This is a genomic window from Bacillus thuringiensis, from assembly GCF_001595725.1.
GTDB classification, from domain to species: domain Bacteria; phylum Bacillota; class Bacilli; order Bacillales; family Bacillaceae_G; genus Bacillus_A; species Bacillus_A thuringiensis_K.
On record NZ_CP014282.1, the window covers coordinates 4,511,415 to 4,537,365 of the forward strand.

A 25,951-nucleotide genomic window follows, 5' to 3' on the forward strand; every position below is an offset into this window, starting at 1 on the left:
CCTTCCAAAAAAATAACCTCCCCCGCGAAGGTAGAGGTTGTTTTACAATTCAATTGGCAAATTGCCTTATTTTAAACCTTCAATAAACTCTTCGATTTGTTCTTGTGTTTTACGATCTTTGTTTACATAGCGACCAGTTTCTTCACCTTTATTGTACGCTACAAAGCTCGGAATGCCAAATACGTCTAATTTTACACATAGATCAATAAACTCATCGCGATCTACATAGTAAAATGAGAAATCACTATATTTCTCTTCTACTTCTGGCATAAATGGGTCTACAAAGCGGCAGTCTGGGCACCATTCTGCTGAGAACATAAAGACTACATTCTCTTCATTTTTTAAATCTTGGAATTGCTCCATGCTTTCTAATGACTTCATCTATATTTCCTCCTCTAACGAGTGCATTTTTCATGTTATAATCTTTCTTTTATACTACCATACATCGCGCACGGTGCAAGGTTTATGCTTGCTTTTTGTCATACTTATATTGCCCAACTAACAACTTAACAACGTGTACAAATAATTCCGTGCGGTCGACATAATCATCTGTAAAAATACCGATCGCACCTTCGTGACTACGAATATCTTTTCGCTGCACAAACTCTTCCATCACTTCGCTTAATTCTTTACCATCTTCAAGAGGTGCTAAAAAATCGTCTGGTAACGTAATACGCGCTCCTCCGGCCACAAATACTTTCCCATCACTTGTTGCTAGCGCGCCCCAGTTACACATAAATAAACCGTGCTCCGTTTTCATTACACCGCCTTCTAGCCCAATACCAATTGGAGCTTCTCCTTCCTCTAGCGCTCGCTTCGCTCTATTAATCGCTCCTTCCATCGTCTCTTCATCTGAGAAAGGCTGAGCTGATACTCCTGATGGAACAGAAAGAGATGTAATTTCAGCATCTTTCCAAACCTTCTCCACAGCCCCAACCTTCGTTTTATTCTTTGACCCTACTACTACTTTCATTTCGTTCACCTCTATAAAAATTCATCATTTCGTTCTACTTAAATTAAACATCAATCACTACCATACATCACCGTGGCACCTATTCAACCTAAAAAAGAAGGTGGATTTCCTCACCATTACCGTCCTCGAACACAAAAACAGCCTTCCTCTCTTTTCCTATCCAGGGTCTTAATACATCATGCGAGCACCAATTAGGCACTGACCGCTCCCACACATGGATGGGTCATCTATTCAAGCCAAAAAAAGAAAGGCTCTTCAGCCCTTCTCTCTACGCGTTATTCTTAATTGTCTCTAACGTCGTTTTATCTGTTGTTCTTACAAGCTTCGTAATTAATTCTTTCGCCGCTGCATAATCATCAACATGTAAAATTGAAGCATGTGTATGGATGTAGCGTGCACAAACACCAATTACTGCTGATGGGATACCAGAGTTACTTGTATGTACACGGCCCGCATCTGTACCACCTTGTGAAATAAAGTATTGGTACGGAATGTTGTTTGTTTCTGCTGTATCTAAAATGAATTCGCGCATTCCTCTATGTGTTACCATCGTGCGATCATAAATACGAAGAAGAGCACCTTTTCCTAATTGACCGAACTGCGTTTTGTCACCAGATGCATCGTTTGCTGGACTTGCATCAAGCGCATAAAAAATGTCTGGTTGAATCATATTGGCAGCTGTTTGTGCTCCGCGGAGACCTACTTCTTCTTGTACAGTAGCACCAGAGTATAATGTGTTTGGTAATGTTTCATCTTTTAATTCTTTTAACAATTCGATTGCAAGGCCACATCCGTAACGGTTGTCCCAAGCTTTCGCCATAATTTTCTTTTCGTTTGCCATCGGCGTGAATGGGCAAATCGGCACGATTTGTTGTCCTGGTTTTACACCAATTTCAATCGCATCTTCATAACTATCTGCACCTATATCAATTAACATATTTTTTATATCCATCGGTTTTGCACGTTGCGCGTCACTTAATAAATGAGGAGGAATAGAACCAACAACCCCAATAACAGGACCATTCTTCGTCATAACTTGTACACGCTGTGCTAATAGAACTTGACTCCACCATCCGCCTAACGTTTGAAAACGAAGCATTCCGTTTTTCGTAATTTGCGTAATCATGAAACCTACTTCATCCATATGACCTGCTACAAGAACACGCGGGCCAGTTTCGTCCCCTTTTTTCAGACCAAATACGCTCCCTAAACCGTCTTGTACAATTTCATCCGCATATTTGCTTAATTCTTGTTTCATAAAACGGCGTACATCATGTTCAAAACCTGATGCACCTTGTAATTCTGTTAACGTACGAAATAATTGTAATGTCTCTTTATTCACGAAGTCCCCTTCTTTCAAACCTTAGTAGAATACCTCTTTTATTGTAACGAAATTTTCGAAATGTTTCTAGTTTCTTCTTTTTTAGCTGTATTTGCTTTATAATTATTATCGGTACACTATTTTTATTTTATAGAATTGAGGTGAATATATGAGCTGGAAAGGTTTAGTAGCAGGTCTTGGCGTTGGGTTCGCAGCTGGTTATCTCGTTGCAAACAAAGTACAAGAACAATCCCATATTTCTTCAGAAAAAGCATTGAAAATGGTCAAACAAGCATTAAGTCATAAAGGTGAAATTACTGGCTCTTGGGTACATATGGTTCCAGAGACATTTGAAAAATATGATGTCGCATATGAAGTTTATCGCGGCGGTCTTACAACAATGTTAGATGATATACAAGAACGATTTGAATTTTTAGTTGATGCTAAAACAGGTACTGTTTTAGAGGTTATAGCAGCATAAAAAGGAGGGTTCCCATTAGGTGAACCTCTTATTTTTTTGAAATTGCGGCTATTGATTAAAATTATATCAGCGATTTTTCGAATATATCGGCGCAACTCGTTTTATATCAGCGATTCCTCAATTATATCGGCGCAACTCAAATTATATCGGCGATTTCCCAATTATATCGACTTACCGACAAAACCCGACAATAAAAAAGAAGCTGCTCCAATAAATATGATGGAACAACCTCCTCTTTCTATGCTTCTATACTCGTTTTTCTCTCTATCTTTTCTACAATATGGCCTTCCTCATTCCACTTCACAGCGCGATAATATGCGTCATGATAAAACGTAAACCACGCCTCTTTTTCAGCACCATACTTCATCCACTTTTGCTTATTTTCAATTGATGTCATCGGATAATCATCGTATGCCATTACCCATAATACATTTTGATGCGCGTGCGTCGGCAATAGGTCTGCTAAGTGTAGCATCGTTTCCCCTTGACTCTCCAAAGCAATAACTGCATGTCCATCACTATGACCACCCGTATGCGCCATCTTGATTTCATCTGTAATTTCTATTTCTTGCTGGAACGTAACAACTTGATCTACAATTGGCTCCCAATTTTCCTTCCAATATGTATTACGTGATCTAATGTTTGGATTCCTCATTTCATTCCATTCTGTTTCACTTACGTAAACTTTCGCATTTGGAAATGCTGGTACAAGGTGATCATCTTCCCATTTTGTTAGACCAGATGCATGATCAAAATGAAGATGTGTCATCAAGACGTAGTCGATATCTTCAGGCTTTAATCCTAATTTTTCTAATGATTCATAAACCGATGATTCTTCTGTTACACCTTGATTTCGTTTCATCTTCTCATTCAACTTACCGTTTCCTATCCCGGAATCAATGAGCATATTTCCGTCTTTCGTTTGCAAAAGTAACGGATCTGTTCGTAAATAAATATGATTTGTGTCATTATGTTTATATTTACGTGACCAAAGTACTTTCGGCACAACACCAAACATTGCTCCTCCATCTAAATGTGTATTCCCGCCTTTTAACCACGTTACTTTTATATCTCCAATTTGTAACTGTTCCATTACACATCCCCCTTTCAATTAATCTTAACATAAAATTCTGATTATTTTAGCTGTAAAAAAACCTATGCATTACTGCATAGGCTCTGTACGATATTTTGCTTCAACTCGGTAAATACGATGACCTTTACTAGAGAATTTCTCTTCGTATTCAGTCATGATGTTACCTTCAAAGTCGCTGTTATGAAGATCTAAGCTTAAGTACGTTAGTAACATACCATACTCAGCCATACTCATAAGAGAATATTCAAATAGACCTTGGTTATCTGTTTTGAAATGAATTTCTCCGCCTTCTACTAATACTTCTTCGTAATTACGTAAAAATGTTTTATACGTTAAACGACGTTTCGTATGACGTTTCTTTGGCCATGGATCTGAGAAGTTTAAATAAACGCGATCAATTTCACCTTTCGCAAAGAAAACTGTTAAATCTTCAGCATCTTTATTAATTAACTTTAAGTTTGGTAATTCTTCTTCAATTAATTTATCAAGTGCATCTACAACAACACTTGTGAATTTTTCAATTCCAATATAATTAATATGTGGATTCGCTTTTGCCATATCATACATGAAGCGGCCACGACCTGTACCTACTTCAATGTGAATTGGTTGTTCGTTTCCAAATACTTCTTTCCAGCTACCAGCGCGCTCCTCTGGGTTTCCGATTACGATATGTGAATATTCATTAATTCGATCCATTGCATACGGTTTATGTCTTAAACGCATAGATGTTTCCCTCTCTTTACATAGCTATTTTAAAGGAATAATTCCTTCTTTCTTTTTTAATCAATCTACCAAACAAAAAACCAAGTACGTACGAGCACTCGGTCCGTTTCTTTCAAGTATAAGATGTACCATTTTGATAAAAACTACATACAGCATTAAACATTCCATGACGAAACAGCTTTTTCTCTTACATTTGAAGAGAAAAACAATCGAAAGGATGATCCGTTCATGCCAATTAATCAACAACATCAATTAGAAGTGCTGAAAGATATTTTAGTCAACCACCAAAGTGATTGTTGCGGGACAGTTTCAGAATGCGAGCAATTAGAGCGCCTCATTCAATCGTTACTCGCAAACGATAATATAAGTAGTGACGCTAAAGCAATGCTAAACGATGTATATTCTTATAGTCAATCGGGTAAATCTTCCTCTAATTTGGACAACCATATTTCCAATAATCAAGAACAACTTACTCAGTGGATTGCTGGAATGGACAATTTTTCTTAAGTATTATTCTGAAGCAAGTAGTTGCTGTAAATATTGATGCCAATATTCAGCTTCTGCTTGCTGCTTTTTTGTTGTGTGCCATTGAATAGACAAAATCGTTTGTGCTATCACATACCATCTCATACGCCTAAGCAGCGATTCATCCATTTCAATATCATAATAACCGAGCCACTCACTCCACTCCTGGCGCGGAATGTACCAATATAATAACATACCGAGGTCTAGAGCTGGGTCAGCAATTACAGCTCCATCCCAATCAATTAAAAACAACTCATCTTCATCTGACAATAGCCAGTTGTTATGGTTTACATCACAATGGCATACAACGAATTCATTGTATTCAATAGCTTTTAATGAATCCATTAAATATTGAAGGCCTTGCTGAATTGTTTCATCATCCCTTATATCTCCTCTTAAAACGAGTTGCAGCTGTTGTAATAACTCTTGTGCGTGAAGCGGCTGCTTCCCAAGTCTTTGAATCATCTGTACAAGCGCTTTAGAGGAGTGTATTTTCTTCAAAAGTTTCGCAACACGTTCTAGTTTCATATCCTCTGGCTCTAGCTTCTGTCCCGGAAGCCATTTTTGAGCAGAAATTACATCACCATTCGTTACCCTTCTTGTCCAAAGTAATTTTGGAACAATTCCTTCTGCTGACAATACCGCTAAAAAGGGCGATGTATTCCGCTTTAAAAATAACTTCTGTTGTCCGTTTTGCGCAATATATGCATCGCCCGTTACTCCACCAGCCGGTACAAGACTCCACTCTTTTCCTAATAATTGTTCCAACCATTCCATATTCATTACCCGTTAACAAATCCTTATCTTTTATAGTTATGAAAAGAAAAACCGCAACATTTCTACATATGTTGTGGATTCATATATTTTACTGTAAATGAAAAGAAAAATTAGCCTAAGCCAAAAATCCTCTATTTTATTTTACAAAACCTGTCATAGAATGACAACTTATCAAAATCGTCACCTTTGTCAATTCTACATTTATTACATTCTCATCGTCAAGTAGCGATTTGTCACATTATCGTCAATATATACGTGCTAATTGGAGCCAGCTTAAGTTCCTTTCCTCTAAATGAAGAAATTGGCTCTATTTTCGCTTCGTTTTCGTTTACTAACACATGCCACGTTGCTTCTTTCGGAAGCTGCACAGTTTTGGCTTCTAAACAGCTATTAAATAAGACGACAATCTCTTTCCACGGCCCAAACGATTCTGCATGCTCTAGATGATATGCAAGTACTTCTGTAGATGTTTGTAAAAAAGTCATATGTTTTTTTATAAGGTCTGCGTTTTGTAATCGGAATGCCCCATGCTCTTTACGAATCGCAATTAAACCTTTTATATAGTTAACGGTCTCTATCTCTTTCTCTTTTTGATCCCAATCTAATTGATTGATCTCATCATTTGCATTATAACTATTTTCATTTCCTTTCTTCGTACGATAAAACTCCTGCCCTGCGTGTAAGAAAGGAATGCCTTGTGAAAGAATAACCATCGCGCTCGCCAACAGGTGACGTTTTTTCAAAATCGCTTCTGATTCTTCATTACTGCGCACTAGTTTATCCCACATCGTCATATTATCATGACATTCTACATAGTTAATGCTTTGCGCCGGCTCTAGAAACAGCCCCGTTTCTTTCATACTTAAAAGACTTCCTGCTGCAATATACTGCAAATGGTTACAGTCTACATGCCCACCAAATGCAAAACCACGCTTATTTATATGAAATGTACTCCCTTTTATCCCATCACGAAATTGATCATTAAACTGCGCGATATGTGGCATTTTCTTCGCATTATTTAACGTTGCTTTTTCTTTGGCAGGAAGCGGTGTTTGTAAATCCCATCCTTCCCCTAATAACAAAGCATCTCGTTTTATGTTTCGCACTTCTTTTTCTATCATATTCATTGTATCAACATCTAAAATTCCCATTAAGTCGAATCGGAATCCATCGACATTGTATTCAGTAAGCCAATATAAAATAGACTCTACAATGAATTTCCTCATCATTTTCCGTTCAGATGCTATATCATTTCCAACTCCCGTCCCATTAGAAGGCATACCATCTTCACCATGACGAAAATAATATCCTGGAACAAGCTTCTCAAATGATGATAGCTCTCTTTCATAAACATGATTATATACAACATCTATAATCACCCTAATACCTTGTTCATGAAATGTTTCGATTAGTTGTTTACACTCAACTATCCTGTTATACGGATCAGAGGGGTTTGTAGCATAAAATCCTGTTGGTGCATTGTAATATAATGGATTATATCCCCAATTATAGGCGGATGAAGGATTCGCCTCATCTACACCACCGAAACAATATAAAGGTAATAGTTCAACATGTGTAACACCTAAATCTTTTATATGAGACAACCCTGTTAACGCCCCGTTCCGTCCTGTTGTTCCATCCTCCATCAATCCTTTATATGTTCCCTTTTGAATTACTCCACTATTTTGATGTATAGTCGCATCACGAATATGCAGTTCATACAATATGGCATCTGTCATTGATTGTAATGTTGGTAATCCCTCTCGTCTTGTTACATTCGTTTTTTCTAAATCGATAACAACACCGTGTTTTCCGTTTACCGTCACCGACTTTGCATAAGGATCCACAGCTTCGTTCCATATTAAATTAATACAAACAAGAAATGTATAGCGTGCTCCGTCTAAATCACCTTGTAATGTTTGAATCCAAACTCCGTTTTCTCCCCTGTACATTTCATGATCGATATATTCTTTATCACTCTTATAAATTCTTACTTTCGCAAGCCTTGCAGTTGGGGCCCATACTTTAAATGTCGTTTCTTCTTTTTGATACACAGCACCTAAATCTGTACCTTCGTAATAATACTTTTCATCGAAAATTGTCGTTCGAATAACAGCACCTATTTGTAAATCAGTTTCTTCATTCCGTTCATCTCGTACTGTATAATACTTCCCCACATCTAGCGGCTCTTCTATAAAGCACTCATACTTCGTTGCATCTGGAAGCGCAATAGTATGAGCAATCGGTAAATCTTTCACATTACTTCCTTCTTGCAAACGAAATGTCCGACTTGTTCCATACGCATGTGGGAGCAAAATTGTAATTTTATTCATTTCATCTAAATAGGCATCAAATGGACGTTTTACTTTCAACATAAAAAAATCACCATCATTCTCAAAGTTAAAATAAAGTGAAACTTTAATGAGCGAGAAAACTTTTCGATCCTCACTTATTATTAGCCTTCACCAATTAGGCGAGATAAAATGAGCTGCAAATGATAAGACTTTTCTTATCAACAAGACTCTATACAGTAACTCCATTCTTCTCTATAGTATATTCACCTGCATAAAAAACGTTTTCAACATTCTATTTTTGTAATTTTATTTCAGCAATCGATTTATACTTCGGGGTTTCTTTCACGTGGGATTCGTATAAAGTAATTGTATCTGCTTGAAATGATATTTTAGGCACTTCTTTTATAAGTTCTAAATCGAACTTTTCTTCTCCTATCCATTTACGAGCAACGGTAATATGCGGGTGATACGGGCGTGTTTCTAGAGAAAATCCATTTTCTTCACAAATGGCATGTATTTGCTTTTGCAACTGAAACAAATCGTGATTTTCACTTACCTTCGCCCAAAAAATACGGGGCTGATCTTCCCTACCAAACGTTGAAAAACCTTGTAACGTGAACGATAGTTCTTTTGTTTCTGCAATTGTTTGTAATCCATTCTTTATTCCCTCTAACTGTTCCTCCGTTGCACTCCCTAAAAATGAAAGGGTAATATGATAGTCTTCTTTATGTACCCATGAACGAAATTGCAATTCCTCTTGCATGTCCTCTTTATAGTTAGACAGCATTTCTTTTATATGATTCGGTAACGTAATTGCGACAAAATAATGCAGTTCCATGTACATCTTCTCCTTCTTTCTATTGTTGCTTTTCTTTCTTATCTCATTCAGGTAAAAAGAAGCCGCTCTCCAAAATAGAGAGCGGACATTATTTATATATCCATTACTTCGCTAATTCATGAATTGCTTGCGCGTAAATTGCTGTTGCTTTTAATAAGTCTTCAATTTCGATATACTCATCTTTTTGATGCGCAAGTTCTTCTTTTCCAGGGAACAGCGGGCCAAATGCCACACCAGCTTTTAATGAACGAGCATAAGTACCGCCGCCGATTGCTAATAGTTCTGGTTTTTCACCCGTTTGTTCTTCATACACACGTTGTAACGTACGGATTAATACGTGATTTTTATCGACGTGATGTGGGCGAGAATTAGAATAGTCAGCCACTTCAAAACCATGCGTACCAACATATTCTTTCAACTTCACAATTGTTTCTTCAAAGTTAGTTGTAACTGGGTAACGTACGTTTAGCCCTAAGTTACCACCGTTTTCTTTCGTATAAGAAATGCGACCGACATTCACTGTTAACGGACCGCTAATTTCATCTTTATAAGCAATAGTAGCTTTTTCACCAAAAATATCACCAGTAAATGTTTCTGTTGAAAATGTCACAAATGCAGTTGCTTTTCCATCAAGTGAAACTGTAGTTAAGAAGTTTGCTAATAATAAACCTGCATTTTCTCCTTTTTCAGGAGTAGATCCGTGCGCTGAAATTCCTTCTATTTGCAACTTCACTGTATTTCCTTCTATAGTCGATTTCCCTATTTTTTTAGCAGTTTGTAAATACTCTTCATATGCTACTGTAAGTGCATTTACATCTTCTCCTGTAATAACCGCTTCTGCAAAATCAGGGACCATATTTAAACGGCGCCCTGAATCAAATGAAACAAGTTCATATGTACCTTTTTTCTCTTCACTACCATTTTGCACAACTTGTATATCAGAAATTCCTTTTTCTGCATTAATAATTGGAAAGTCTGCATCTGGTGCAAAACCAATCGTTGGCATTTCTTCATTTTTAAAGTAGTGATCTACACATTTCCAATTGCTTTCCTCATCTGTTCCTATAATCATACGAACACGTTTTGAAAGAGGTAAGTCTAATTCTTTCACAATTTTCATCGCATAATATGCTGCCATCGTTGGACCTTTATCGTCAATTGCACCACGCGCAAAAATCTTTCCGTCGCGAATATCTGCACTATATGCAGGAGTTGTCCAGCCATCTCCTTCTGGTACAACGTCAACGTGACAAAGAATACCTACTAACTCTTCTCCTTGTCCCATTTCAAGATGACCTGCATATCCTTCTAAATTTTTAGAAGTAAAACCTTCATTTTCTCCTTTATGTAACATGAAAGATAAAGCTTTTTCTACACCTTCACCGAATGGTGCGCCCTCTTTCGCTGACTCTTCTTCCCATACACTTTTAATTTGTAAAAATTGTTGTGTATCACGAATTAAATCATCTTTTCGTTTTGCAACTTCTTCTGTCCAATTAATTGCTGACATCACGCATCCATCCTTCACTATATTGTTTCTTTCATCATAACAAACCGAAATCTCTTATGCCATACACGAAAATCAAATACCGAATAATTGTAATATTTCAGATATTTCTCATTAGTTTTTCTTTTATTTTTCTAAAAAAATTTGCAGGAATTTGGCGTTTTACGTAGAATTTTATGTGTTAGTTGACTGACCATATATACAATGTCAACTACCAATATTTTTCTATATGAATATTTGTTAAATTTCTGTAAAATTTAAGTAGATTAAAGCATGAATTTTATCATGTAGAGTACAATGGTAGTAACGACCTTCTTTCCTGAATGGGGTCAAAAAAACTAGTAGAGGAGTGGTTTTCTCTTGAAACCTACAACTACTCGTATGCTAACACGCATTAAATCAATTTATATGTACATCAATGAAAACGGAACGGTAACGACGAAAGACCTTGTAGATGAGTTCGGGATCACACCGCGAACGATACAACGTGATCTAAATGTGTTGCAGTTTAATGAACTCGTGTATAGCCCTTGCCGCGGTAAGTGGACAACAACAGGAAAGAAAGTGAGAATGACCTCATAACGAAAAATAATTGTATGGTAAATAAATACATACCCCTTTCTAATAATTAGAAAGGGGTCTTTTCTGCGCCTATAAAGGTACTACTTTTCAGTATCTACTTGATATGTTTTTAACATTTCTACTTCTTCATCTGTTAGCTCTCGGTATTGTCCAAGTTCTAGTTCCTCATCTAATACTAACGGACCCATCTCTGTTCTCTTTAGGTAGACTACTTTTTTCCCTACCGCTTCAAACATACGCTTCACTTGATGGAATTTCCCTTCCGTAATCACAAGCTCAATTTCAGAAATATCATCGCTTTTCAATATTGTAAGTGCACCTGGCTTTGTTTCATAGCCATCGTCTAAAATAACACCTTTAGCAAACTCTTTTACATCCTCTTCTGTTACTACTCCTGCAACGTGTGCATAATATTTTTTCGGCACATGCTTTTTCGGAGATAATAATTGATGCGATAACTTCCCATCATTTGTTATCAATAAGAAACCTTCCGTATCGATATCAAGTCGTCCAACTGGGAACGGATCAAAGATAGCATCTTCTAATTCTAATAAATCTATTACTGTTTCATGATTATCATCTTCCGTCGCTGAAATAACACCTTGTGGTTTATGCATCATTAAGTAAACAAACTCTTTGTATTCCACAACTTCACCGTGAATCATAACTTCTTGCTCTTCTACATTTACATGAACTTTCGCATCTTTTACTGGCGTTCCATCAATTTTCACAACGCCATCTTTCAATAATTTCTTTACTTCTTTTCTACTTCCATATCCCATATTCGCTAATAATTTATCTAATCTCACGTTTTTCACCTTCTTTATTTATCATAGAAAAGGGGACGTAATTACGCCCCTCTTGATTTCAACTTTATTTTAAATCTACTACCAAGTTTACGTTGAATTTTATCTAATGCTTCTCCGCCAAATACTCTTTCAAGTACTCCTGTGCGAATTGCTAACAATCCATAAACAAAACCGCCAATACCTGCACAAATCGCAACTGTTATAAGAGCACCAATACGGCCATCAGGCGAAATCATGAAGGATAGAATCCATTGTGATAGTTTTACAGTAACGACCATTATAAGTGTCAGTACTGCAATTTGGAATGTTCTTTTATATACAACACCGAATGAATAGTGTGCGTATTTTTTAATTTGTTGATTTGTGTACCAAACAGAAGCTAAGAAACCAACTGCTGTCGCTAGAATTGCTCCTACTGTACCGAAATAACGAATAAAGATTACGTTACATACAAATTTCAAAATAACGCCCATTATAAGCGCAATAATCGCATGCTTCTGCTGGTTAATACCTTGCAGGATTGCCGCTGTTACTGTAAATAAAGCGAATAACAACGCAACTGGTGCATACCACATTAATACTTGTCCACCTAGTGGATCTGAATCGTAAAACGCAGTATAAATTGGATATGCCAGTGAAGAAATACCGACAACTGCTGGCAATGTTAAAAACATATTCGCCTGGAATGTTTGTGTAATTTGTAATTTCAAATAGCGGTATTGTTTTTCAGTAAATGATTTTGTAATTGCTGGTACAAGCGTTAAACTAAACGCTGTCGCAAGTGATACAGGAATCATAATTAACTTATGCGTCCACATTGTGAAAATACCGAGGGCTCGCTCTGCGATATCACCTTGACCAATCGCCTGCATAATTGAGTTAAATGTCAATGTATCAATTTGTTGATATAAAGGAATTGTTAACCCAATTACAACGTAAGGAATCGCATATGCAAATAATTCTTTAAACAATTGAACGGTGCTTACTGTTGACTCTGGTACAGTTTGTTCAATTAAATATTGATCCAAATATTTTTTACGTTTTAACCAGTACCAAATTAACACTCCGAGTGCTCCAACCGCTGAAACGAACGCAGCAAATGTCGCTACTCCAACTGCTGTTGCAACTGTACCGCCAAGTACTTTAATAACGATAAAACTACCTGCTAATAAAAAGACGATACGAATAATTTGTTCAATAATTTGTGAAACGGTAGTTGGTCCCATAGACTGGTGACCTTGGAAATAACCACGAATTAAACTCGCTGCTGGTACAACAATAAGTGCGAAACTTACAAGACGAATGATCGTCGTAACTTCTCCTACATTATTGTGTATACTTTGTTTACCAAGCATCGCTTCTGCAAACAATGGCGCCGTCATGTACAGTACTAGGAACGAAAGAACTCCTGTTACTATCATCATAACCATTCCCGAGCGGAACATTCTCCGGCTCGTTTTATAATCGCCAAGCGCATTATATTTGGAAACAAATTTTGAAACAGCAAGTGGCACACCTGCCGTTGCGATACTTAAAAAGATCGTATATGGAATGTATCCATATGTATAGAGCGTTCCGCCTTCTGTTCCTACTAATGCATGAAACGGAAAGACGTAAATCATGCCTAAGAACTTTACTAAAAATGTCCCTAGCGTAACAATAAGCGTTCCGCGCAGAAATTTCGAATCGGACATACAAAAATCCTCCTACATCTACATAAAGTGAAACTATAATTAGTTGGAGACTTCTCTCCTACTCCTTATTAGTTGAACCATTCGAGCATTTACAGGCTAACAAACTCCCTATTTACTTCTCCTAAATCTTGAGGTTTTAGTCTTATCACCTACAAATGGCAGGATAGTACTGAACTCTAACTTTTGTATTGTACCACAATTCTCTCATTAAGCAGTACTTCACTCTATTTTTCTTTTAAGGGAAAACATGCTATTCTTTTAGGCAGGAAATGTAGAAAATGAGGTCGATATATTATGCATTATGATGTTATTGTCATCGGCGGCGGTCCTTCTGGGCTAATGGCTGCAATCGGTGCTGCAGAAGAAGGCGCAAGCGTCTTACTTCTTGATAAAGGAAATAAACTAGGGCGTAAACTTGCAATTTCAGGTGGCGGCCGTTGTAACGTAACGAACCGTCTACCACTTGATGAGATCGTTAAACATATACCAGGAAATGGCCGCTTCTTATACAGCGCTTTTTCTATTTTCAATAATGAAGATATTATTACATTCTTCGAAAATCTCGGTGTAAAACTGAAAGAAGAAGATCATGGTCGCATGTTCCCTGTATCAAATAAAGCACAATCGGTAGTAGACGCACTTTTAACACGATTAAAAGACTTAGGTGTAAAAATCCGTACGAATACACCCGTTGAAACGATTGAATATGAGAATGGTCAAACGAAAGCAGTTGTACTACAAACTGGCGAAGTGTTAGAAACAAATCACGTCGTTATCGCTGTTGGTGGAAAATCTGTTCCTCAAACTGGATCTACTGGAGACGGATATGCTTGGGCTAAAAAAGCCGGGCATACAATTACAGAATTATTCCCAACAGAAGTACCAATCCTTTCAAACGAACCATTTATTCGTGATCGCTCCTTACAAGGTCTAGCTTTACGCGATGTAAACTTAAGCGTATTAAACCCAAAAGGAAAAACTATTATTTCTCACAAAATGGACATGCTCTTCACTCATTTCGGCCTATCTGGTCCTGCTGCACTTCGCTGTAGTCAATTCGTCGTGAAAGCACTGAAAAAGTTCAAAACAAATACCATTCAAATGAGTATCGATGCATTGCCAGACGAAAATAGTGAACAACTATTCCAACGCATGCTGAAACAAATGAAAGAAGATCCGAAAAAAGGAATTAAAAACGTGTTAAAAGGTTATGTACCTGAGCGTTACTTCCTATTCTTATTAGAAAAAAATGAAATTGATGGCAGCGAACAAGCTGGACAAGTTTCTCACGAAAAGATTCGTGCACTTGTGAAAGACTTTAAAGAATTTACTGTGAATGTAAATGGTACGCAGTCAATTGAAAAAGCATTCGTGACTGGCGGCGGTGTATCCGTTAAAGAAATTAATCCGAAAGAAATGTCTTCTAAATTCACGAACGGCTTATATTTCTGTGGGGAAGTTCTTGATATTCACGGTTATACTGGTGGCTATAATATTACATCTGCTCTTGTTACTGGTAGAATTGCCGGAACAACAGCTGGAGAAAACGCGAAAATGCAATATTAAACCGAGAAACAGGGATTCCTGTTTCTTTTTTTATAAGTACATGAAATTATATCGGCGATTCTGTAAATATATCAGCGATTCTACTACTTATATAGGCGATTTTTCAAATATATCGACTTACCGACAAAAAACGACAAACATCCCCTCCCCTTAACTTCCCATTGCTTTTTTGTTGCTTTATATACCTTAGTACCTTTATATTTTATATTGTTGAATATTTGAAAAAGGGTAAGGGGAAAACGTATGAGAAAAAAAGTCATGATGTCTTTAATGCTAATGACGTTTCTTTCTGCAGTAGAAGGAACGATTGTTAGTACAGCAATCCCTCGTATAACGAGTGATTTGTCAGGCGTCGAACTTGTTAGTTGGGTATATGCAATTTATATGCTTGCAACAGCTGTTTCGACTCCAATATACGGAAAGCTTGCTGATTTGTTTGGCCGTAAAAAAGTTTTACTTATCGGAGCTACAATCTTTTTAGTCGGTTCTGCACTTTGCGGAGTCGTTACATCGATGGAACAATTAATTTTCTTCCGTGCTCTTCAAGGTATCGGTGCTGGTGCTGTTATGCCGATTACAATGACAATTATTGGAGACTTATATAGCGAAGCGAAAGACCGCGCGAAAGCACAGGGCTGGATGAGTGCCGTTTGGGGTGTATCTGGTGTTATCGGACCGTTAGTAGGTGGATTTTTAGTTGACTCCCTATCTTGGCGTTATATTTTCTTCTTAAACGTTCCATTCGGCATTATCGCTTGCTTAATGATTGCCATTTACTACAAAGAATCTATTAAGCCCGCTAAACACCATATCGACTATCTTGGTGCAACAGTCTTCTCATTAAGTACGATCGCTCTACTATACGCATTATTAACAGGTAGCAGTAAGCAAAACTGGGGAGACATAACAATTATCGGCCTATTAATCTTCGCCGTCGTTTCATTCATTATTTTCTTATTCATCGAGAAAAAATCTCCGGAACCATTAATTCCGCTAGCACTTTTCTCTAACCGTACATTATCTACAATAAACATATTAACGCTTATTGCTGGCGCAATGATTATTAGTATTACAATGTACCTTCCAATTTGGAGCCAAGGTGTATTAGGAAAAAATGCAACGGAAGCCGGACTTATTTTAATGCCAATTCCTGTTATGTGGACATTTGGTGCTATCTTCTCTGGTAACTTAGTAGGCAAATTAAAAACGAAACAAATCATTTTACTTGGAGCTAGCATTTTATCAGTCGCTACGTTCTTATTATTTACATTATCAACACATTCACCATCGTTCCTTATTTATGTAGCAGTCGGATTATTTGGCTTAGGAATGGGGCTTGTGACACCGATTTACATGGTAACAATTCAAGCAGCTGTACCAGCTCATACACGCGGAACAGCCGTTGGTTTAAACACATTTATTAACACATTTAGTCAAACGTTAGGTGCTGCAATCTTTGGAACAATCTTCAATACGATGATTCACGCACGTGGCATTAAAAACCTTGATCTTGTATCTGGCGGACACGGCGGGGCTACAGCAAGTGTAGCAACTGAATCACAATCCGCATTAGCAGCAAGTGTACACGTCATTTATATGAGCACTTTCGTATTAGCAGTATGTACATTAATTATCGCTTGGCTTTTATTAAAGCCCGCTACACAAACAAATGAGCAATAATAAAGAGGATGACCATTTCGGTCATCCTCTTTTTACTCTTCATTCTCCACAATATGTTTCAGCATGGATAATTTATTATCCCAAAAACGTTCATAATACGAGAGCCACTGTTGTAATTCTTCTAATGGTTCTGGATGCAAACGATATATCTTCTCTCTTCCGCTCTTTCTTCCGCTTACTAAATTCGCTTCTGAAAGAATATGAAGATGTTTTACAACCGCAGTACGACTCATAGGAAAGTGATCCGTTATTTTGGAAATCGGTAACTCTTTATCACTTAATAACCGTATTACTTCTCGGCGGGTTGGGTCAGCAATTGCTTGAAATACATCATATTTTGCTGCTGATGAGGACACTTAGCCTTCGACAACCTTTTTCAGTTTTTCATTTACAATCGCTACCCAGCCGCCGCTCATTCTATCGCGAATAATAGAGCTCTTCGCATTCGCTTTCGGAAGAATTTCATCAGGATGTTTCCAGCCGCCGTGAATTAATGTAAATTCTGTTTTATTATCTCCTAGGTCTTTCAAATTAAATGAAACAACCCAGCCATCTGTATCCCATGAGAAAGATAGGTGGTTTGGCTCATCAATTTCTAGCACTTTACATGGTGATGGCCCAAATGGTGATTGCACATGAAATTCATGTCCTACCTTTAATTCGAAATCATTTGGCATAAACCATGATGCAATCCCCTCTGCAGTCGATACTACATTCCATACTTTTTGAATAGACGCGTTAAAAACGATCGTTTGTTTAATATCAGTTAATGTATTTTGTTGTTCCATTTTCATTCTCCTTTATTCAGCACTCAAATATAACACCTTTTGGTTTCATTTAGATAATATAACACCTTTTAGTTTCATGTCAACGCTAATTCTTTTTTACTGTTGAGAAATTCTCAACATTTTTTCAACAGGACAAACACCCTCTGCACATTTCCTCATAATATACTCACAAAGGCAACAAAAAATAAAAACTTCTCTCAACATGAAACTCCATCATTCATCTTGAAAGAAGCGCCTTACGTATATCATGCGTATTTCGTCTCTCCTCCTTCCCTCAGGGACACTACGCGGGATATGAAAAATCAGAAGGAATATGCCCACCATTTGAGTAGGTAGTTATTTCTCTTCTCCTCAACATTTCCTTAGGAGCGAAATGACTACCGACTCACTTTTTTCAAACAAAATAAAAAGGGGTTGAACGCTATGTTCTATTGCATTAACTGCTCTGATATTCACCATGAAAAACATCCGAATGATAAAGTATTCAAAAATGGTTTTTATATTGATCCATTTTTAGGTGATCGTTATCACCTTGGTATGTGTAAAGATGCCCAAAATCATGAGACAGGGGAGCCTCTTTTAACGACAAAGAAATTAGGCACAACCCAATCTATTATGAACGTATTACCGACACATGTTGTCCCAACATAAAGCATAAAAAAGAGCTGGCTCATCCAGCTCTTTTTTATGCTTTATAAACGATCATTGCTGAAAAACAATAAATTTGGTTTTCGTCATCGTTAATAGAAACACCGACTTGGTACTTAATATCTACAAAGTTGCTATCATCAATCTTTTTCAAAAACACATTCACAGCGTCTTCTAAGTCTTTTTCGTGACTTTCATCAAACACTTTCACACGAATCATGTTAACACCATCCTAGATCGCAGCCCTCCGCCGCTTGATTATTGCCACGGTGCGTATCTATGATGCGATAAAACTTTCCATTCTCATATATATATCCGTCTTCTAACACATATTTTTTATCTTCAGTATAGACATAAAACTTACCTATCATAAATTTACTCGTATATAATTCCAAATAATTTGGTCTAAATTTAGCTACAACTTTATTTGTAATATCAATTTTTATTGTGCGCCCCACCTTCTCTCCCTCCTTTGCAAAGAACGGATTTAGGTATATTGTATTAGCGCTTTTACATTTTATGCTTAAAAATAAGTGGATATGCCTTCTTTCTCACCTGTACTATTTTTCTAAAAAAATCACTATAAAGTGAAACTTTAATCAGTGGGGGGGTTTTGTTCATCCCCCACTGATTATCAGCCCTCACCAATCGGGCTGCCCGTTAATGCGGGATAAATAAGATCTAAAAAAAAGCGCTTTACATTATTGACTCGAATATAAATATTATGTTATTATATAAAATTTGACATTTTTACATACGTATGCTATCATTAAAAGTGGTTACCACATATGGAGGTGGATGATTTGTTTCAAATTGGTGATAAAATCGTTTATCCAATGCACGGTGCAGGAATCATCGAAGCAATTGAAGAGAAAGAAATATTAGGTACTTCACGTCAATATTGTGTGATACGCATCATTAGTAAAGATATGCAAGTAATGCTTCCGATGGATCAATTAAAAAAATCAGGTATTCGTTATATCGTTGATCGAGGTACGTTAGATGATATACTTCTTGAATTTCAAAACGGGGAGTCAGACCCATCACTCTCATGGAAACAAAGATATACAATGAATATGGAAAAAATGAAAAACGGCAATCTGCTAGATAGTGCAGAAGTTGTTCGTGATTTACTTCGCCGCAATAAAGAGAGAACTTTAAATGCGAGCGAAAAACAAATGCTAGATAACGCCCGAAAAATGATGATTAGTGAAGTTGCACTCGTGCAAAATGTTTCTGAACATCAAGCAACAGAATATCTTCAAGATACAATTAATCACTAAATTTAAAATAGCTGGCCGCTATTTTTTTTGTAAAAAAGGACGAAGAGTTTTATCTCTTCGTCCTTTTATATTACCCACGACCAGCTTGAAACGATGGATATAACGTCATTCCACCATCTGCAAATAGCGTAATTCCCGTTACATAACTCGCCTCTGAAGAAGCAAGCCAAGTTGCTACTGCTGCAATTTCTTCAGGTTTTCCAATATAGCCCATCGGTATCATACTTTCTACGTCAGCCCGCTTTTTAGGATTAGCAAACTTTTCGGCATTAATTGGCGTATTAATTGCACCTGGTCCAATATTATTTACTCGAATACCTTTTGGCGCATATTCCATCGCTAACGTTTCTGTCATCAGTTTAATGCCACCCTTACTTGCTGCATAGTGTACAAATAGTGGCCACGGAATTTTCTCATGAACACTAGACATATTAATGACAGACCCTTTAATATCATGTTCTACAAAATATTTAATCGCTTCACGACTTCCTAAAAAAGCACCTGTTAAATTTGTATTAATTACCCTATTCCAATCTTCAAGCGGCATTTCATGCGACGGTACCGCGTTTTCTATCCCTGCATTATTAATCATAACGTCAAGCGTACCAAACTCTTTCACAGCAGATTGAATGAGATTCACAACATCTGATTCGACGGTTACATCACCTTTTACAGCAATCGCTTCGCCGCCCACCTTTTTAATTTCTTCTAACACATCATTCGCTTCTGATTCTCGTGAGCGATAATTAATAACCACTTTCGCTTTTTCCTTAGCAAACCTCACTCCCATCGCTCTTCCGAGACCAGTTGCTGATCCTGTAATAACGACAACTTTCCCTGCTAAATCACTATACATTTCCATACCTCCTTTAACTTTTGGCTATACCTAACATAATTCCGGCTGCGATAATAAAAACGATACCGACAACGATACCCGTTAATTGACGTTTCGTTTTCTTTTCACCTAATATAAGAATCCCACCAAGCGTGGAAATAATAATCCCCATTTGCGATAGCGAGAAACTTGTTGCGACTCCAACTCGCGGCTGCGAAATGAATAAAAACATATTTCCAGCTGCCCAAATTAATCCTGGAATAATATTTCGAATTGCATATTTATTAAATGGATGATGTTTAAAGGTAAGCAAAATCCCACCTAACACCATACCAACTGCTTGTGGCAACAAAGCCGACCAACCATCTACGTTAAATAACCTAATCACTACTACGTAAACTAAATAACCGACTGTTGAAATTAATAAAATTACGATACCTCTTTTAAAGTTTGCTGCTTGCTCTGCATTTTTTTCTTCTTCACTTTGAAGCGATGTTAAAATAACACCGATAATAATACAAACGAGTGCTAGAATCCCAAGGACGACCGATATTGTCGTGGACCATTCATGAAATACGATAACGCCAAATAAAGTCGTCGCGACTAATTGAAGTCCTGTTGAAATTGGCATCGTCCTCGAAACACCCATTAAATCAATACTTTTCAATTGATTCGCCTGACCAAGCGCCCAAAATAAACCTGACACAACTCCAACTCCAATAACGGTAGGTGTTAATACTGGCTTCATAAAAATATAAACAACAATTGAGAAAATAAGTGCTCCAAACGTTGTTCCGAGCGTTTGACTATACGGTCCCCCGCCCAGTTTTACGTTAAATAACACAATACTTCCCCAAAATATAGCTGGTAAAATCGCTAAAAATATATCCATCACTCATTACCTTTCTTTACTAAACGCCATAGGTTATCACTCTAAGTCGTTAGAGTGAGCTTTTATTTTTTCTTTTTCCCGTTCACAAACTTTTTCTACAATAGCGCCAGAAACATTCTTTTCTCGCTCCACTTTCTTTATCTTTACGTGATCTAAACGATCTTCCAAAGTAAGCGTAACTTTGTCATTCGGCGGATTATGCGCTCCTTGAAATGTAAGAAATTGTAGCGTCACTTCATATCTAGGAACGAACTCACCTTTCTTGCCGAGACGTTTTATATTTATAACTGAAGCACATTCATATTGGTCTTCTGTCACTTGTCTAATAACTGAATAGTACCTATTTGATAATGCACTCTCTAAAAGCTGTTCTCTTGATTCTTTCGCGAAAGAATCAATTGGAGAAGAGAAAAAGGCCACACATAGCATTGTGATAACTACACATATTTTTTTCATAGTTCCCTCCTTGTTCTATAGATTAGTGTTCTCAAAACTGCCATAAAAAAACGACTTTCCCTATGTAGGAAAGTCGTTTTAATGAATCCAATATTAACCACCACTCACTGGTGGAATTAGTGCAACAACATCACCAGATTGGACTCTGTCATCTTCATTTGCGTATTCTTCATTAATCGCAACCATAATTGGCTCTGAAACTGGTACATTATATTCGTTCGCAACAACATCTTTTAACTGTGCAACTGTAATATTTTCTTTCTCTATTTGTAATTCACTTGCCCCTGCTTCTTCTTGCAAGTGCGCAAATAACAATACTCGAATCATACTTATAGCTCCTTCCCAGGCTCTCCCGCCGGATATGGTGTTTTTTCTAATTGATCACCAATCCATGAGTCACCATCTTCCCAAAACTCCTTTTTCCAAATCGGAACAATTTGTTTTATGCGTTCCATAATATATTCGTTCGCTTCATAAGCCGCTTTACGGTGTGGTGTTGAAACAGCAACAACAACCGCTATATCAGAAATTTGCAACGTACCGATGCGATGTGTAATGGCAACATATGTACCTGGCCATTTCTCTTTCACTTCCAGGCCAATTTTCTCTAGCATCTTTTCTGCCATCGTCTTATAAGCAACATACTCTAAGTATAATGTACGACGCCCTTTCGTAAACTCTCTAACCGTCCCAATAAATGTTGTAACAGCACCGCATTCACGTCGAATTACTTTCTTCGTTACCTCTTCAATCGAGATTTCTGTGTCAATTACTTCATAATATGTCTTTATCATTTCGCACTCCTAACCGTTTGTAAAAACCAGTCTATGTACAGCTCTTCTTCTGTTATATGAAATACTTTATATTCTTCTCGTATATTTGCCGGAACATCATACCACGTAATAACCGCCACTATATTTTCCACTTTATGTAAAATCTCAACATCTTCCGCAGAACGAAGTAACACTACTTTCGAGTAATTCTCTTTTTTATAGCCCTCTATTAAAATTGTATCCACTTCAAAAAACTCATATAAGCGAATAATTTCTTGCAAAGACCATTTCTTTCTTAGTGAAGAAAGTGAAAGCAATCCAGCACCTTCTACACTACTTACGACAGCACCAGCTTTACGGTGTCTTTCGCTATCTTTTTGCGCTACTTCTGGAAAGCCTCCGTGCCCGTGATGTTTAATTGTAGCAACTTTCATTTCACTTTCAGCTACTGCATGCACAATTTTCTCTACAAGTGTCGTTTTTCCGCTATTTTGATATCCTACTATTTGTAAGATTGAAGGGGCTTTGCCCATGGCCAATCACATCCCTCAGAGTGCTCTAACAATAATACGGACACTTTCATTCCGGTCTCAAATCCTCTCGTTCCTCCAGGTAACACGATAAAAGCATTCGCATCTGCAAGTGAAGATACCGCACTCGATTTATCTAAACCAACCGGCATCGCTTGTAACGCCCCGTTCACAATTGTTACGTTCGCTCTTACGAAACGAGTAAATGGATTTGGCTTTGGAAAATCTTTTTGTAAAATAGCAACCGCTCTATATACGTGAGGTTCCTTCGCATACAAATACGTTTTTATAATTGGATGCACAAATAATTCAAAGCCTACATAACAAGCAGACGGATTTCCTGATAAACCGAAGAGTAACTTTCCATCAACTTCAGCTACTGTCGTTACACTTCCGGGCCTCATGGCTATCTTATTAAAGAGTACATTCGCCTGTAACCTTTCATAAATAGCTGGTAAGTAGTCATAATCTCCTACTGATACACCACCTGTTGTAATTAAAATGTCGACCTCATCCATCGCTGATTGAACAGCTGTAAAACATGCATCTAACTCATCCGCGAGTTTACCATAATAACGAACTTTCCCGCCAGCTTTCATAATTTGAGCTGCGATCATATACGAGTTACTATTTCTAATTTTCCCCGGTTCTAAAGGCTCATGTACTTCTAATAATTCACTTCCTGTCGTTACAATACCGACAATAGGCTGTTTTATAACTTTCACAGTACTATATCCAAACGTTGCTAGTAGGGCCGCAACTCCAGGGTTAATTGCAACACCTTTCTTAACGAGAACTTGATTTTGTTTAATATCTTCTCCTTTAATCGACACATTGTCACCGTTATTAAAAGAGCGTTTTAACTTCATATATGTTTTCCCGTTCTTCTCAAACCCTTCTGTCAGCTCTAGCATTACGACTGCATTGCAATCTTCTGGAATAGCTGCTCCTGTCATAATACGAACCGCTTCAAAAGCGCCTACTTCTTCTAAAAAAACAGAACCCGCCCCGATTTCTCCTATTACTTCAAATTCAACTGGATTCTCTTGAGTTGCTTCTTTCGTATCTTCTGCTCGAATGGCGAAACCATCGTAAGGAGAACGATCAAAATGAGGAACGTCATGATCAGACACAACATCCTCCCCAAGAATTCTCCCGTAACTTTCCGTAATAGAAATTTCTTCTACTTCACCATGCTTTGCATATTTCATTACCCGTTCTACTGCCTCAGCAACTTGAATTGGAATTCGTTTTTCTACCATCGTTTCTCACCTCATATTTGCAATTTTTTTTATCTCGATTAAACTTTATATATTAAATAGAAATTACTTCAAGGAGGAATTCCATGTCTTCATTCACACACTTTAATGACCAAGGACGCGCAAAAATGGTTGATATAAGCGACAAAAAAGCAACCGTTCGAACAGCAATTGCGTGCTCTAGCATTGTCGTTACGAAAGAAATTTACGATAAAATCTCCCACAATGAAATTGGGAAAGGTGACGTATTAGCAGTTGCGCAAATCGCAGGCATTATGGCTGCGAAACGAACTTCTGATATTATCCCAATGTGCCATCCTTTACTATTAAAAGGTGTTGACGTTTCTTTCGATTGGAAACAATCAGAAGAACAATATCGTTTACTCATTGAAGTAAAAGTTAAAACAGAAGGTAGCACCGGTGTTGAAATGGAAGCTTTAACAGCTGCTTCGGCTACCGCTCTTACTGTGTATGATATGTGTAAAGCTGTCGATAAAGGTATGATTATCGGCGAAACGTACTTACTTGAAAAAACAGGTGGAAAAAGTGGAGATTATACGAGAAATTCATAATCCTTTCTCCGTTGAACCTAAAGGATTTCCTTTAGGTTCAACCTATATATCTTGCATATAAACTTTTCGCTACATTTATATCATTCGTCCCATGAATGAACGCTCTGCCATCTGTAAATAAAACAAAACGATATTCTTCTACCGGAAACGATAATAAATAAGGTGTCGCCTTTATCTCTACGCTTCTTTGTAAGCGCTTTTTAATTTCTTCTAAATTAAAATTCTTCCGCACACCTGGACGAATTTGCACTGTATTTCGCCCACATAACACTTCTGTTTTCGTTTGTGCTTCAAATGTTAAACTTGGATATGTACGTAACCTTCCGCAAGATAAACAAGAATCTTTTTTCTGCCTATTCACTTTAAATGCCATCTGTTGATTATTCCAAAGATCAAACGATAACATCGTTTCACGAAGCGCCCCGTAATCTTCTACTAATATTTTCAGCGCTTCCGTAGTTTGATGCGCAACTACTAATTGTACTGCCGGTTGTATAATACCAGCTGTGTCACAGGTTGCTCCGCTCGCCGGATGCTCCATTAAACAGCGAAAACACGGTGTTTTCCCTGGTAAAATTGTATACGTTACTCCGTAGCTTCCAACGCACCCACCATATATCCACGGAATATTATACTTTTGTGAAATATCATTAATAAGAAGACGCGTTTCAAAATTATCTGTCGCATCTAATATTAAATCTACATCACGTACTAACTCTTCCATTTCTTGCACCGTTACATCCGTCACAGCAGGATTTATTTCCACCTCAGAATTAATCGCTTTTAAATGCTCTGCTGCCGCTACCGCCTTTGGTTTATACTGTTTTGCATCTTCTTCTGTATATAGTTGTTGTCTTTGTAAATTACTCCATTCTACATAATCACGATCAGCAATCGTTACTTTTCCAACACCTGCTCTAACAATCGCTTCTGCATTTGCCGCACCGAGAGCACCAGCACCAATAATAAGCACATGCTTCTCTCTTATTTTTTTCTGTCCTTCTTCTCCAACACCAGAAAATAATATTTGTCTTGAATATCGCTCCTGCATA

General features: G+C 37.4%; 31 protein-coding genes. 8 read left to right on the forward strand and 23 right to left on the reverse strand.

The window, feature by feature from the left end:
- Positions 1–66: 66 nt before the first annotated feature.
- The 3 genes from AXW78_RS22640 to AXW78_RS22650 form a co-directional block, all read right to left on the reverse strand.
- A complete protein-coding gene (locus AXW78_RS22640; RefSeq protein WP_000838187.1) occupies positions 67–381 on the reverse strand; it encodes a thioredoxin family protein in 315 nt (104 codons plus the stop codon).
- Between the two features lie 82 nt (positions 382–463).
- A complete protein-coding gene (locus tag AXW78_RS22645) occupies positions 464–973 on the reverse strand; it encodes a DUF84 family protein (RefSeq protein WP_000869936.1) in 510 nt (169 codons plus the stop codon).
- Positions 974–1,241: 268 nt separating this feature from the next.
- The gene (locus AXW78_RS22650; RefSeq protein WP_001031508.1) at positions 1,242–2,315 is read right to left on the reverse strand and encodes a M42 family metallopeptidase; all 1,074 of its coding nucleotides are present in this window, start codon (positions 2,313–2,315) and stop codon (positions 1,242–1,244) included.
- Positions 2,316–2,463: 148 nt separating this feature from the next.
- On the opposite strand from AXW78_RS22650, the gene AXW78_RS22655 reads away from it, so the two are divergent.
- Positions 2,464–2,775, forward strand: coding sequence for a PepSY domain-containing protein (locus tag AXW78_RS22655; protein WP_000118541.1), 312 nt, complete (start codon positions 2,464–2,466; stop codon positions 2,773–2,775).
- A gap of 238 nt (positions 2,776–3,013) precedes the next feature.
- On the opposite strand, the gene AXW78_RS22660 is transcribed toward AXW78_RS22655, so the two are convergent.
- Both AXW78_RS22660 and trmB read right to left on the reverse strand, forming a co-directional pair.
- The gene (locus AXW78_RS22660) at positions 3,014–3,868 is read right to left on the reverse strand and encodes a YtnP family quorum-quenching lactonase (protein WP_061884680.1); all 855 of its coding nucleotides are present in this window, start codon (positions 3,866–3,868) and stop codon (positions 3,014–3,016) included.
- A 69-nt stretch (positions 3,869–3,937) separates the two neighbouring features.
- Positions 3,938–4,591, reverse strand: coding sequence for a tRNA (guanosine(46)-N7)-methyltransferase TrmB (gene trmB / locus AXW78_RS22665; protein ID WP_001239385.1), 654 nt, complete (start codon positions 4,589–4,591; stop codon positions 3,938–3,940).
- Positions 4,592–4,819: 228 nt separating this feature from the next.
- Here trmB and AXW78_RS22670 point away from each other — a divergent pair, with 228 nt between their 5' ends.
- The gene (locus AXW78_RS22670; protein ID WP_001122234.1) at positions 4,820–5,098 is read left to right on the forward strand and encodes a YtzH-like family protein; all 279 of its coding nucleotides are present in this window, start codon (positions 4,820–4,822) and stop codon (positions 5,096–5,098) included.
- A gap of 3 nt (positions 5,099–5,101) precedes the next feature.
- Here AXW78_RS22670 and AXW78_RS22675 read toward each other — a convergent pair whose 3' ends face one another.
- From AXW78_RS22675 to pepV, 4 genes are all read right to left on the reverse strand, one after another.
- Complete coding sequence (locus AXW78_RS22675) at positions 5,102–5,899, reverse strand: phosphotransferase family protein (RefSeq protein ID WP_001986674.1); 798 nt, start codon at positions 5,897–5,899, stop codon at positions 5,102–5,104.
- A gap of 227 nt (positions 5,900–6,126) precedes the next feature.
- Positions 6,127–8,268: a type I pullulanase gene (gene pulA / locus AXW78_RS22680; protein WP_000921760.1), complete on the reverse strand. Its 2,142-nt coding sequence runs from the start codon at positions 8,266–8,268 to the stop codon at positions 6,127–6,129.
- A 211-nt stretch (positions 8,269–8,479) separates the two neighbouring features.
- Positions 8,480–9,025 (reverse strand): RNA 2',3'-cyclic phosphodiesterase, encoded by a 546-nt coding sequence (thpR, locus tag AXW78_RS22685; RefSeq protein WP_000418983.1) that lies wholly within the window; start codon positions 9,023–9,025, stop codon positions 8,480–8,482.
- 103 nt (positions 9,026–9,128) lie between these two features.
- A complete protein-coding gene (gene pepV / locus AXW78_RS22690; RefSeq protein ID WP_061884681.1) occupies positions 9,129–10,535 on the reverse strand; it encodes a dipeptidase PepV in 1,407 nt (468 codons plus the stop codon).
- 357 nt (positions 10,536–10,892) lie between these two features.
- Between pepV and AXW78_RS22695 the strand changes: the two genes are divergently transcribed.
- Positions 10,893–11,114 (forward strand): DeoR family transcriptional regulator, encoded by a 222-nt coding sequence (locus AXW78_RS22695; RefSeq protein WP_000805512.1) that lies wholly within the window; start codon positions 10,893–10,895, stop codon positions 11,112–11,114.
- A gap of 80 nt (positions 11,115–11,194) precedes the next feature.
- On the opposite strand, the gene AXW78_RS22700 is transcribed toward AXW78_RS22695, so the two are convergent.
- Positions 11,195–11,923, reverse strand: a complete 729-nt coding sequence (locus AXW78_RS22700; RefSeq protein WP_001234947.1) for a pseudouridine synthase — start codon at positions 11,921–11,923, stop codon at positions 11,195–11,197.
- Positions 11,924–11,964: 41 nt separating this feature from the next.
- Positions 11,965–13,617, reverse strand: coding sequence for a putative polysaccharide biosynthesis protein (locus AXW78_RS22705; protein WP_001284031.1), 1,653 nt, complete (start codon positions 13,615–13,617; stop codon positions 11,965–11,967).
- A gap of 294 nt (positions 13,618–13,911) precedes the next feature.
- Between AXW78_RS22705 and AXW78_RS22710 the strand changes: the two genes are divergently transcribed.
- Both AXW78_RS22710 and AXW78_RS22715 read left to right on the forward strand, forming a co-directional pair.
- Positions 13,912–15,183, forward strand: coding sequence for a BaiN/RdsA family NAD(P)/FAD-dependent oxidoreductase (locus AXW78_RS22710; protein ID WP_000558890.1), 1,272 nt, complete (start codon positions 13,912–13,914; stop codon positions 15,181–15,183).
- Between the two features lie 243 nt (positions 15,184–15,426).
- Positions 15,427–16,863: an MDR family MFS transporter gene (locus tag AXW78_RS22715; RefSeq protein WP_001228010.1), complete on the forward strand. Its 1,437-nt coding sequence runs from the start codon at positions 15,427–15,429 to the stop codon at positions 16,861–16,863.
- A gap of 32 nt (positions 16,864–16,895) precedes the next feature.
- On the opposite strand, the gene AXW78_RS22720 is transcribed toward AXW78_RS22715, so the two are convergent.
- Positions 16,896–17,219 (reverse strand): ArsR/SmtB family transcription factor, encoded by a 324-nt coding sequence (locus AXW78_RS22720; RefSeq protein ID WP_000098837.1) that lies wholly within the window; start codon positions 17,217–17,219, stop codon positions 16,896–16,898.
- The gene (locus tag AXW78_RS22725) at positions 17,220–17,651 is read right to left on the reverse strand and encodes an SRPBCC family protein (protein ID WP_000437773.1); all 432 of its coding nucleotides are present in this window, start codon (positions 17,649–17,651) and stop codon (positions 17,220–17,222) included. It abuts the gene before it with no gap.
- Positions 17,652–18,074: 423 nt separating this feature from the next.
- Between AXW78_RS22725 and AXW78_RS22730 the strand changes: the two genes are divergently transcribed.
- Positions 18,075–18,302 (forward strand): DUF3973 domain-containing protein, encoded by a 228-nt coding sequence (locus tag AXW78_RS22730; protein WP_000498989.1) that lies wholly within the window; start codon positions 18,075–18,077, stop codon positions 18,300–18,302.
- A gap of 34 nt (positions 18,303–18,336) precedes the next feature.
- On the opposite strand, the gene AXW78_RS22735 is transcribed toward AXW78_RS22730, so the two are convergent.
- Positions 18,337–18,519 carry a sporulation protein Cse60 gene (locus AXW78_RS22735; RefSeq protein WP_000621751.1) on the reverse strand — a complete coding sequence of 61 codons (183 nt, stop codon included), beginning with the start codon at positions 18,517–18,519 and terminating at the stop codon, positions 18,337–18,339.
- 1 nt (position 18,520) lies between these two features.
- The gene (locus AXW78_RS22740; RefSeq protein ID WP_000533804.1) at positions 18,521–18,757 is read right to left on the reverse strand and encodes a DUF2553 family protein; all 237 of its coding nucleotides are present in this window, start codon (positions 18,755–18,757) and stop codon (positions 18,521–18,523) included.
- A gap of 330 nt (positions 18,758–19,087) precedes the next feature.
- On the opposite strand from AXW78_RS22740, the gene AXW78_RS22745 reads away from it, so the two are divergent.
- Positions 19,088–19,582 carry a CarD family transcriptional regulator gene (locus tag AXW78_RS22745; RefSeq protein WP_000451441.1) on the forward strand — a complete coding sequence of 165 codons (495 nt, stop codon included), beginning with the start codon at positions 19,088–19,090 and terminating at the stop codon, positions 19,580–19,582.
- 70 nt (positions 19,583–19,652) lie between these two features.
- Here the strand turns inward: AXW78_RS22745 and AXW78_RS22750 are convergent, their stop codons facing one another.
- The 7 genes from AXW78_RS22750 to AXW78_RS22780 all read right to left on the reverse strand — a co-directional run bounded on the left by AXW78_RS22750 (position 19,653) and on the right by AXW78_RS22780 (position 24,330).
- Positions 19,653–20,438, reverse strand: a complete 786-nt coding sequence (locus AXW78_RS22750; RefSeq protein ID WP_000286678.1) for a glucose 1-dehydrogenase — start codon at positions 20,436–20,438, stop codon at positions 19,653–19,655.
- A 13-nt stretch (positions 20,439–20,451) separates the two neighbouring features.
- Positions 20,452–21,309, reverse strand: a complete 858-nt coding sequence (gene glcU / locus AXW78_RS22755; protein ID WP_000350861.1) for a glucose uptake protein GlcU — start codon at positions 21,307–21,309, stop codon at positions 20,452–20,454.
- A 36-nt stretch (positions 21,310–21,345) separates the two neighbouring features.
- The gene (locus tag AXW78_RS22760; protein ID WP_000717676.1) at positions 21,346–21,765 is read right to left on the reverse strand and encodes a DUF3888 domain-containing protein; all 420 of its coding nucleotides are present in this window, start codon (positions 21,763–21,765) and stop codon (positions 21,346–21,348) included.
- A 93-nt stretch (positions 21,766–21,858) separates the two neighbouring features.
- Complete coding sequence (gene moaD / locus AXW78_RS22765; RefSeq protein WP_000621768.1) at positions 21,859–22,092, reverse strand: molybdopterin converting factor subunit 1; 234 nt, start codon at positions 22,090–22,092, stop codon at positions 21,859–21,861.
- 2 nt (positions 22,093–22,094) lie between these two features.
- Complete coding sequence (gene moaE, locus AXW78_RS22770; protein WP_000598369.1) at positions 22,095–22,559, reverse strand: molybdopterin synthase catalytic subunit MoaE; 465 nt, start codon at positions 22,557–22,559, stop codon at positions 22,095–22,097.
- Positions 22,556–23,071 carry a molybdopterin-guanine dinucleotide biosynthesis protein B gene (gene mobB, locus AXW78_RS22775; RefSeq protein WP_000513626.1) on the reverse strand — a complete coding sequence of 172 codons (516 nt, stop codon included), beginning with the start codon at positions 23,069–23,071 and terminating at the stop codon, positions 22,556–22,558. The genes moaE and mobB overlap by 4 nt, the downstream gene beginning before the upstream one ends.
- The gene (locus tag AXW78_RS22780; protein ID WP_000229693.1) at positions 23,041–24,330 is read right to left on the reverse strand and encodes a molybdopterin molybdotransferase MoeA; all 1,290 of its coding nucleotides are present in this window, start codon (positions 24,328–24,330) and stop codon (positions 23,041–23,043) included. Before AXW78_RS22780 ends, mobB begins: the two co-directional genes overlap by 31 nt.
- 83 nt (positions 24,331–24,413) lie before the next feature.
- Between AXW78_RS22780 and moaC the strand changes: the two genes are divergently transcribed.
- Complete coding sequence (moaC, locus tag AXW78_RS22785) at positions 24,414–24,899, forward strand: cyclic pyranopterin monophosphate synthase MoaC (RefSeq protein ID WP_000094146.1); 486 nt, start codon at positions 24,414–24,416, stop codon at positions 24,897–24,899.
- 37 nt (positions 24,900–24,936) lie between these two features.
- On the opposite strand, the gene AXW78_RS22790 is transcribed toward moaC, so the two are convergent.
- The gene (locus AXW78_RS22790; RefSeq protein ID WP_001158082.1) at positions 24,937–25,950 is read right to left on the reverse strand and encodes a molybdopterin-synthase adenylyltransferase MoeB; all 1,014 of its coding nucleotides are present in this window, start codon (positions 25,948–25,950) and stop codon (positions 24,937–24,939) included.
- Position 25,951 lies beyond the last annotated feature (1 nt).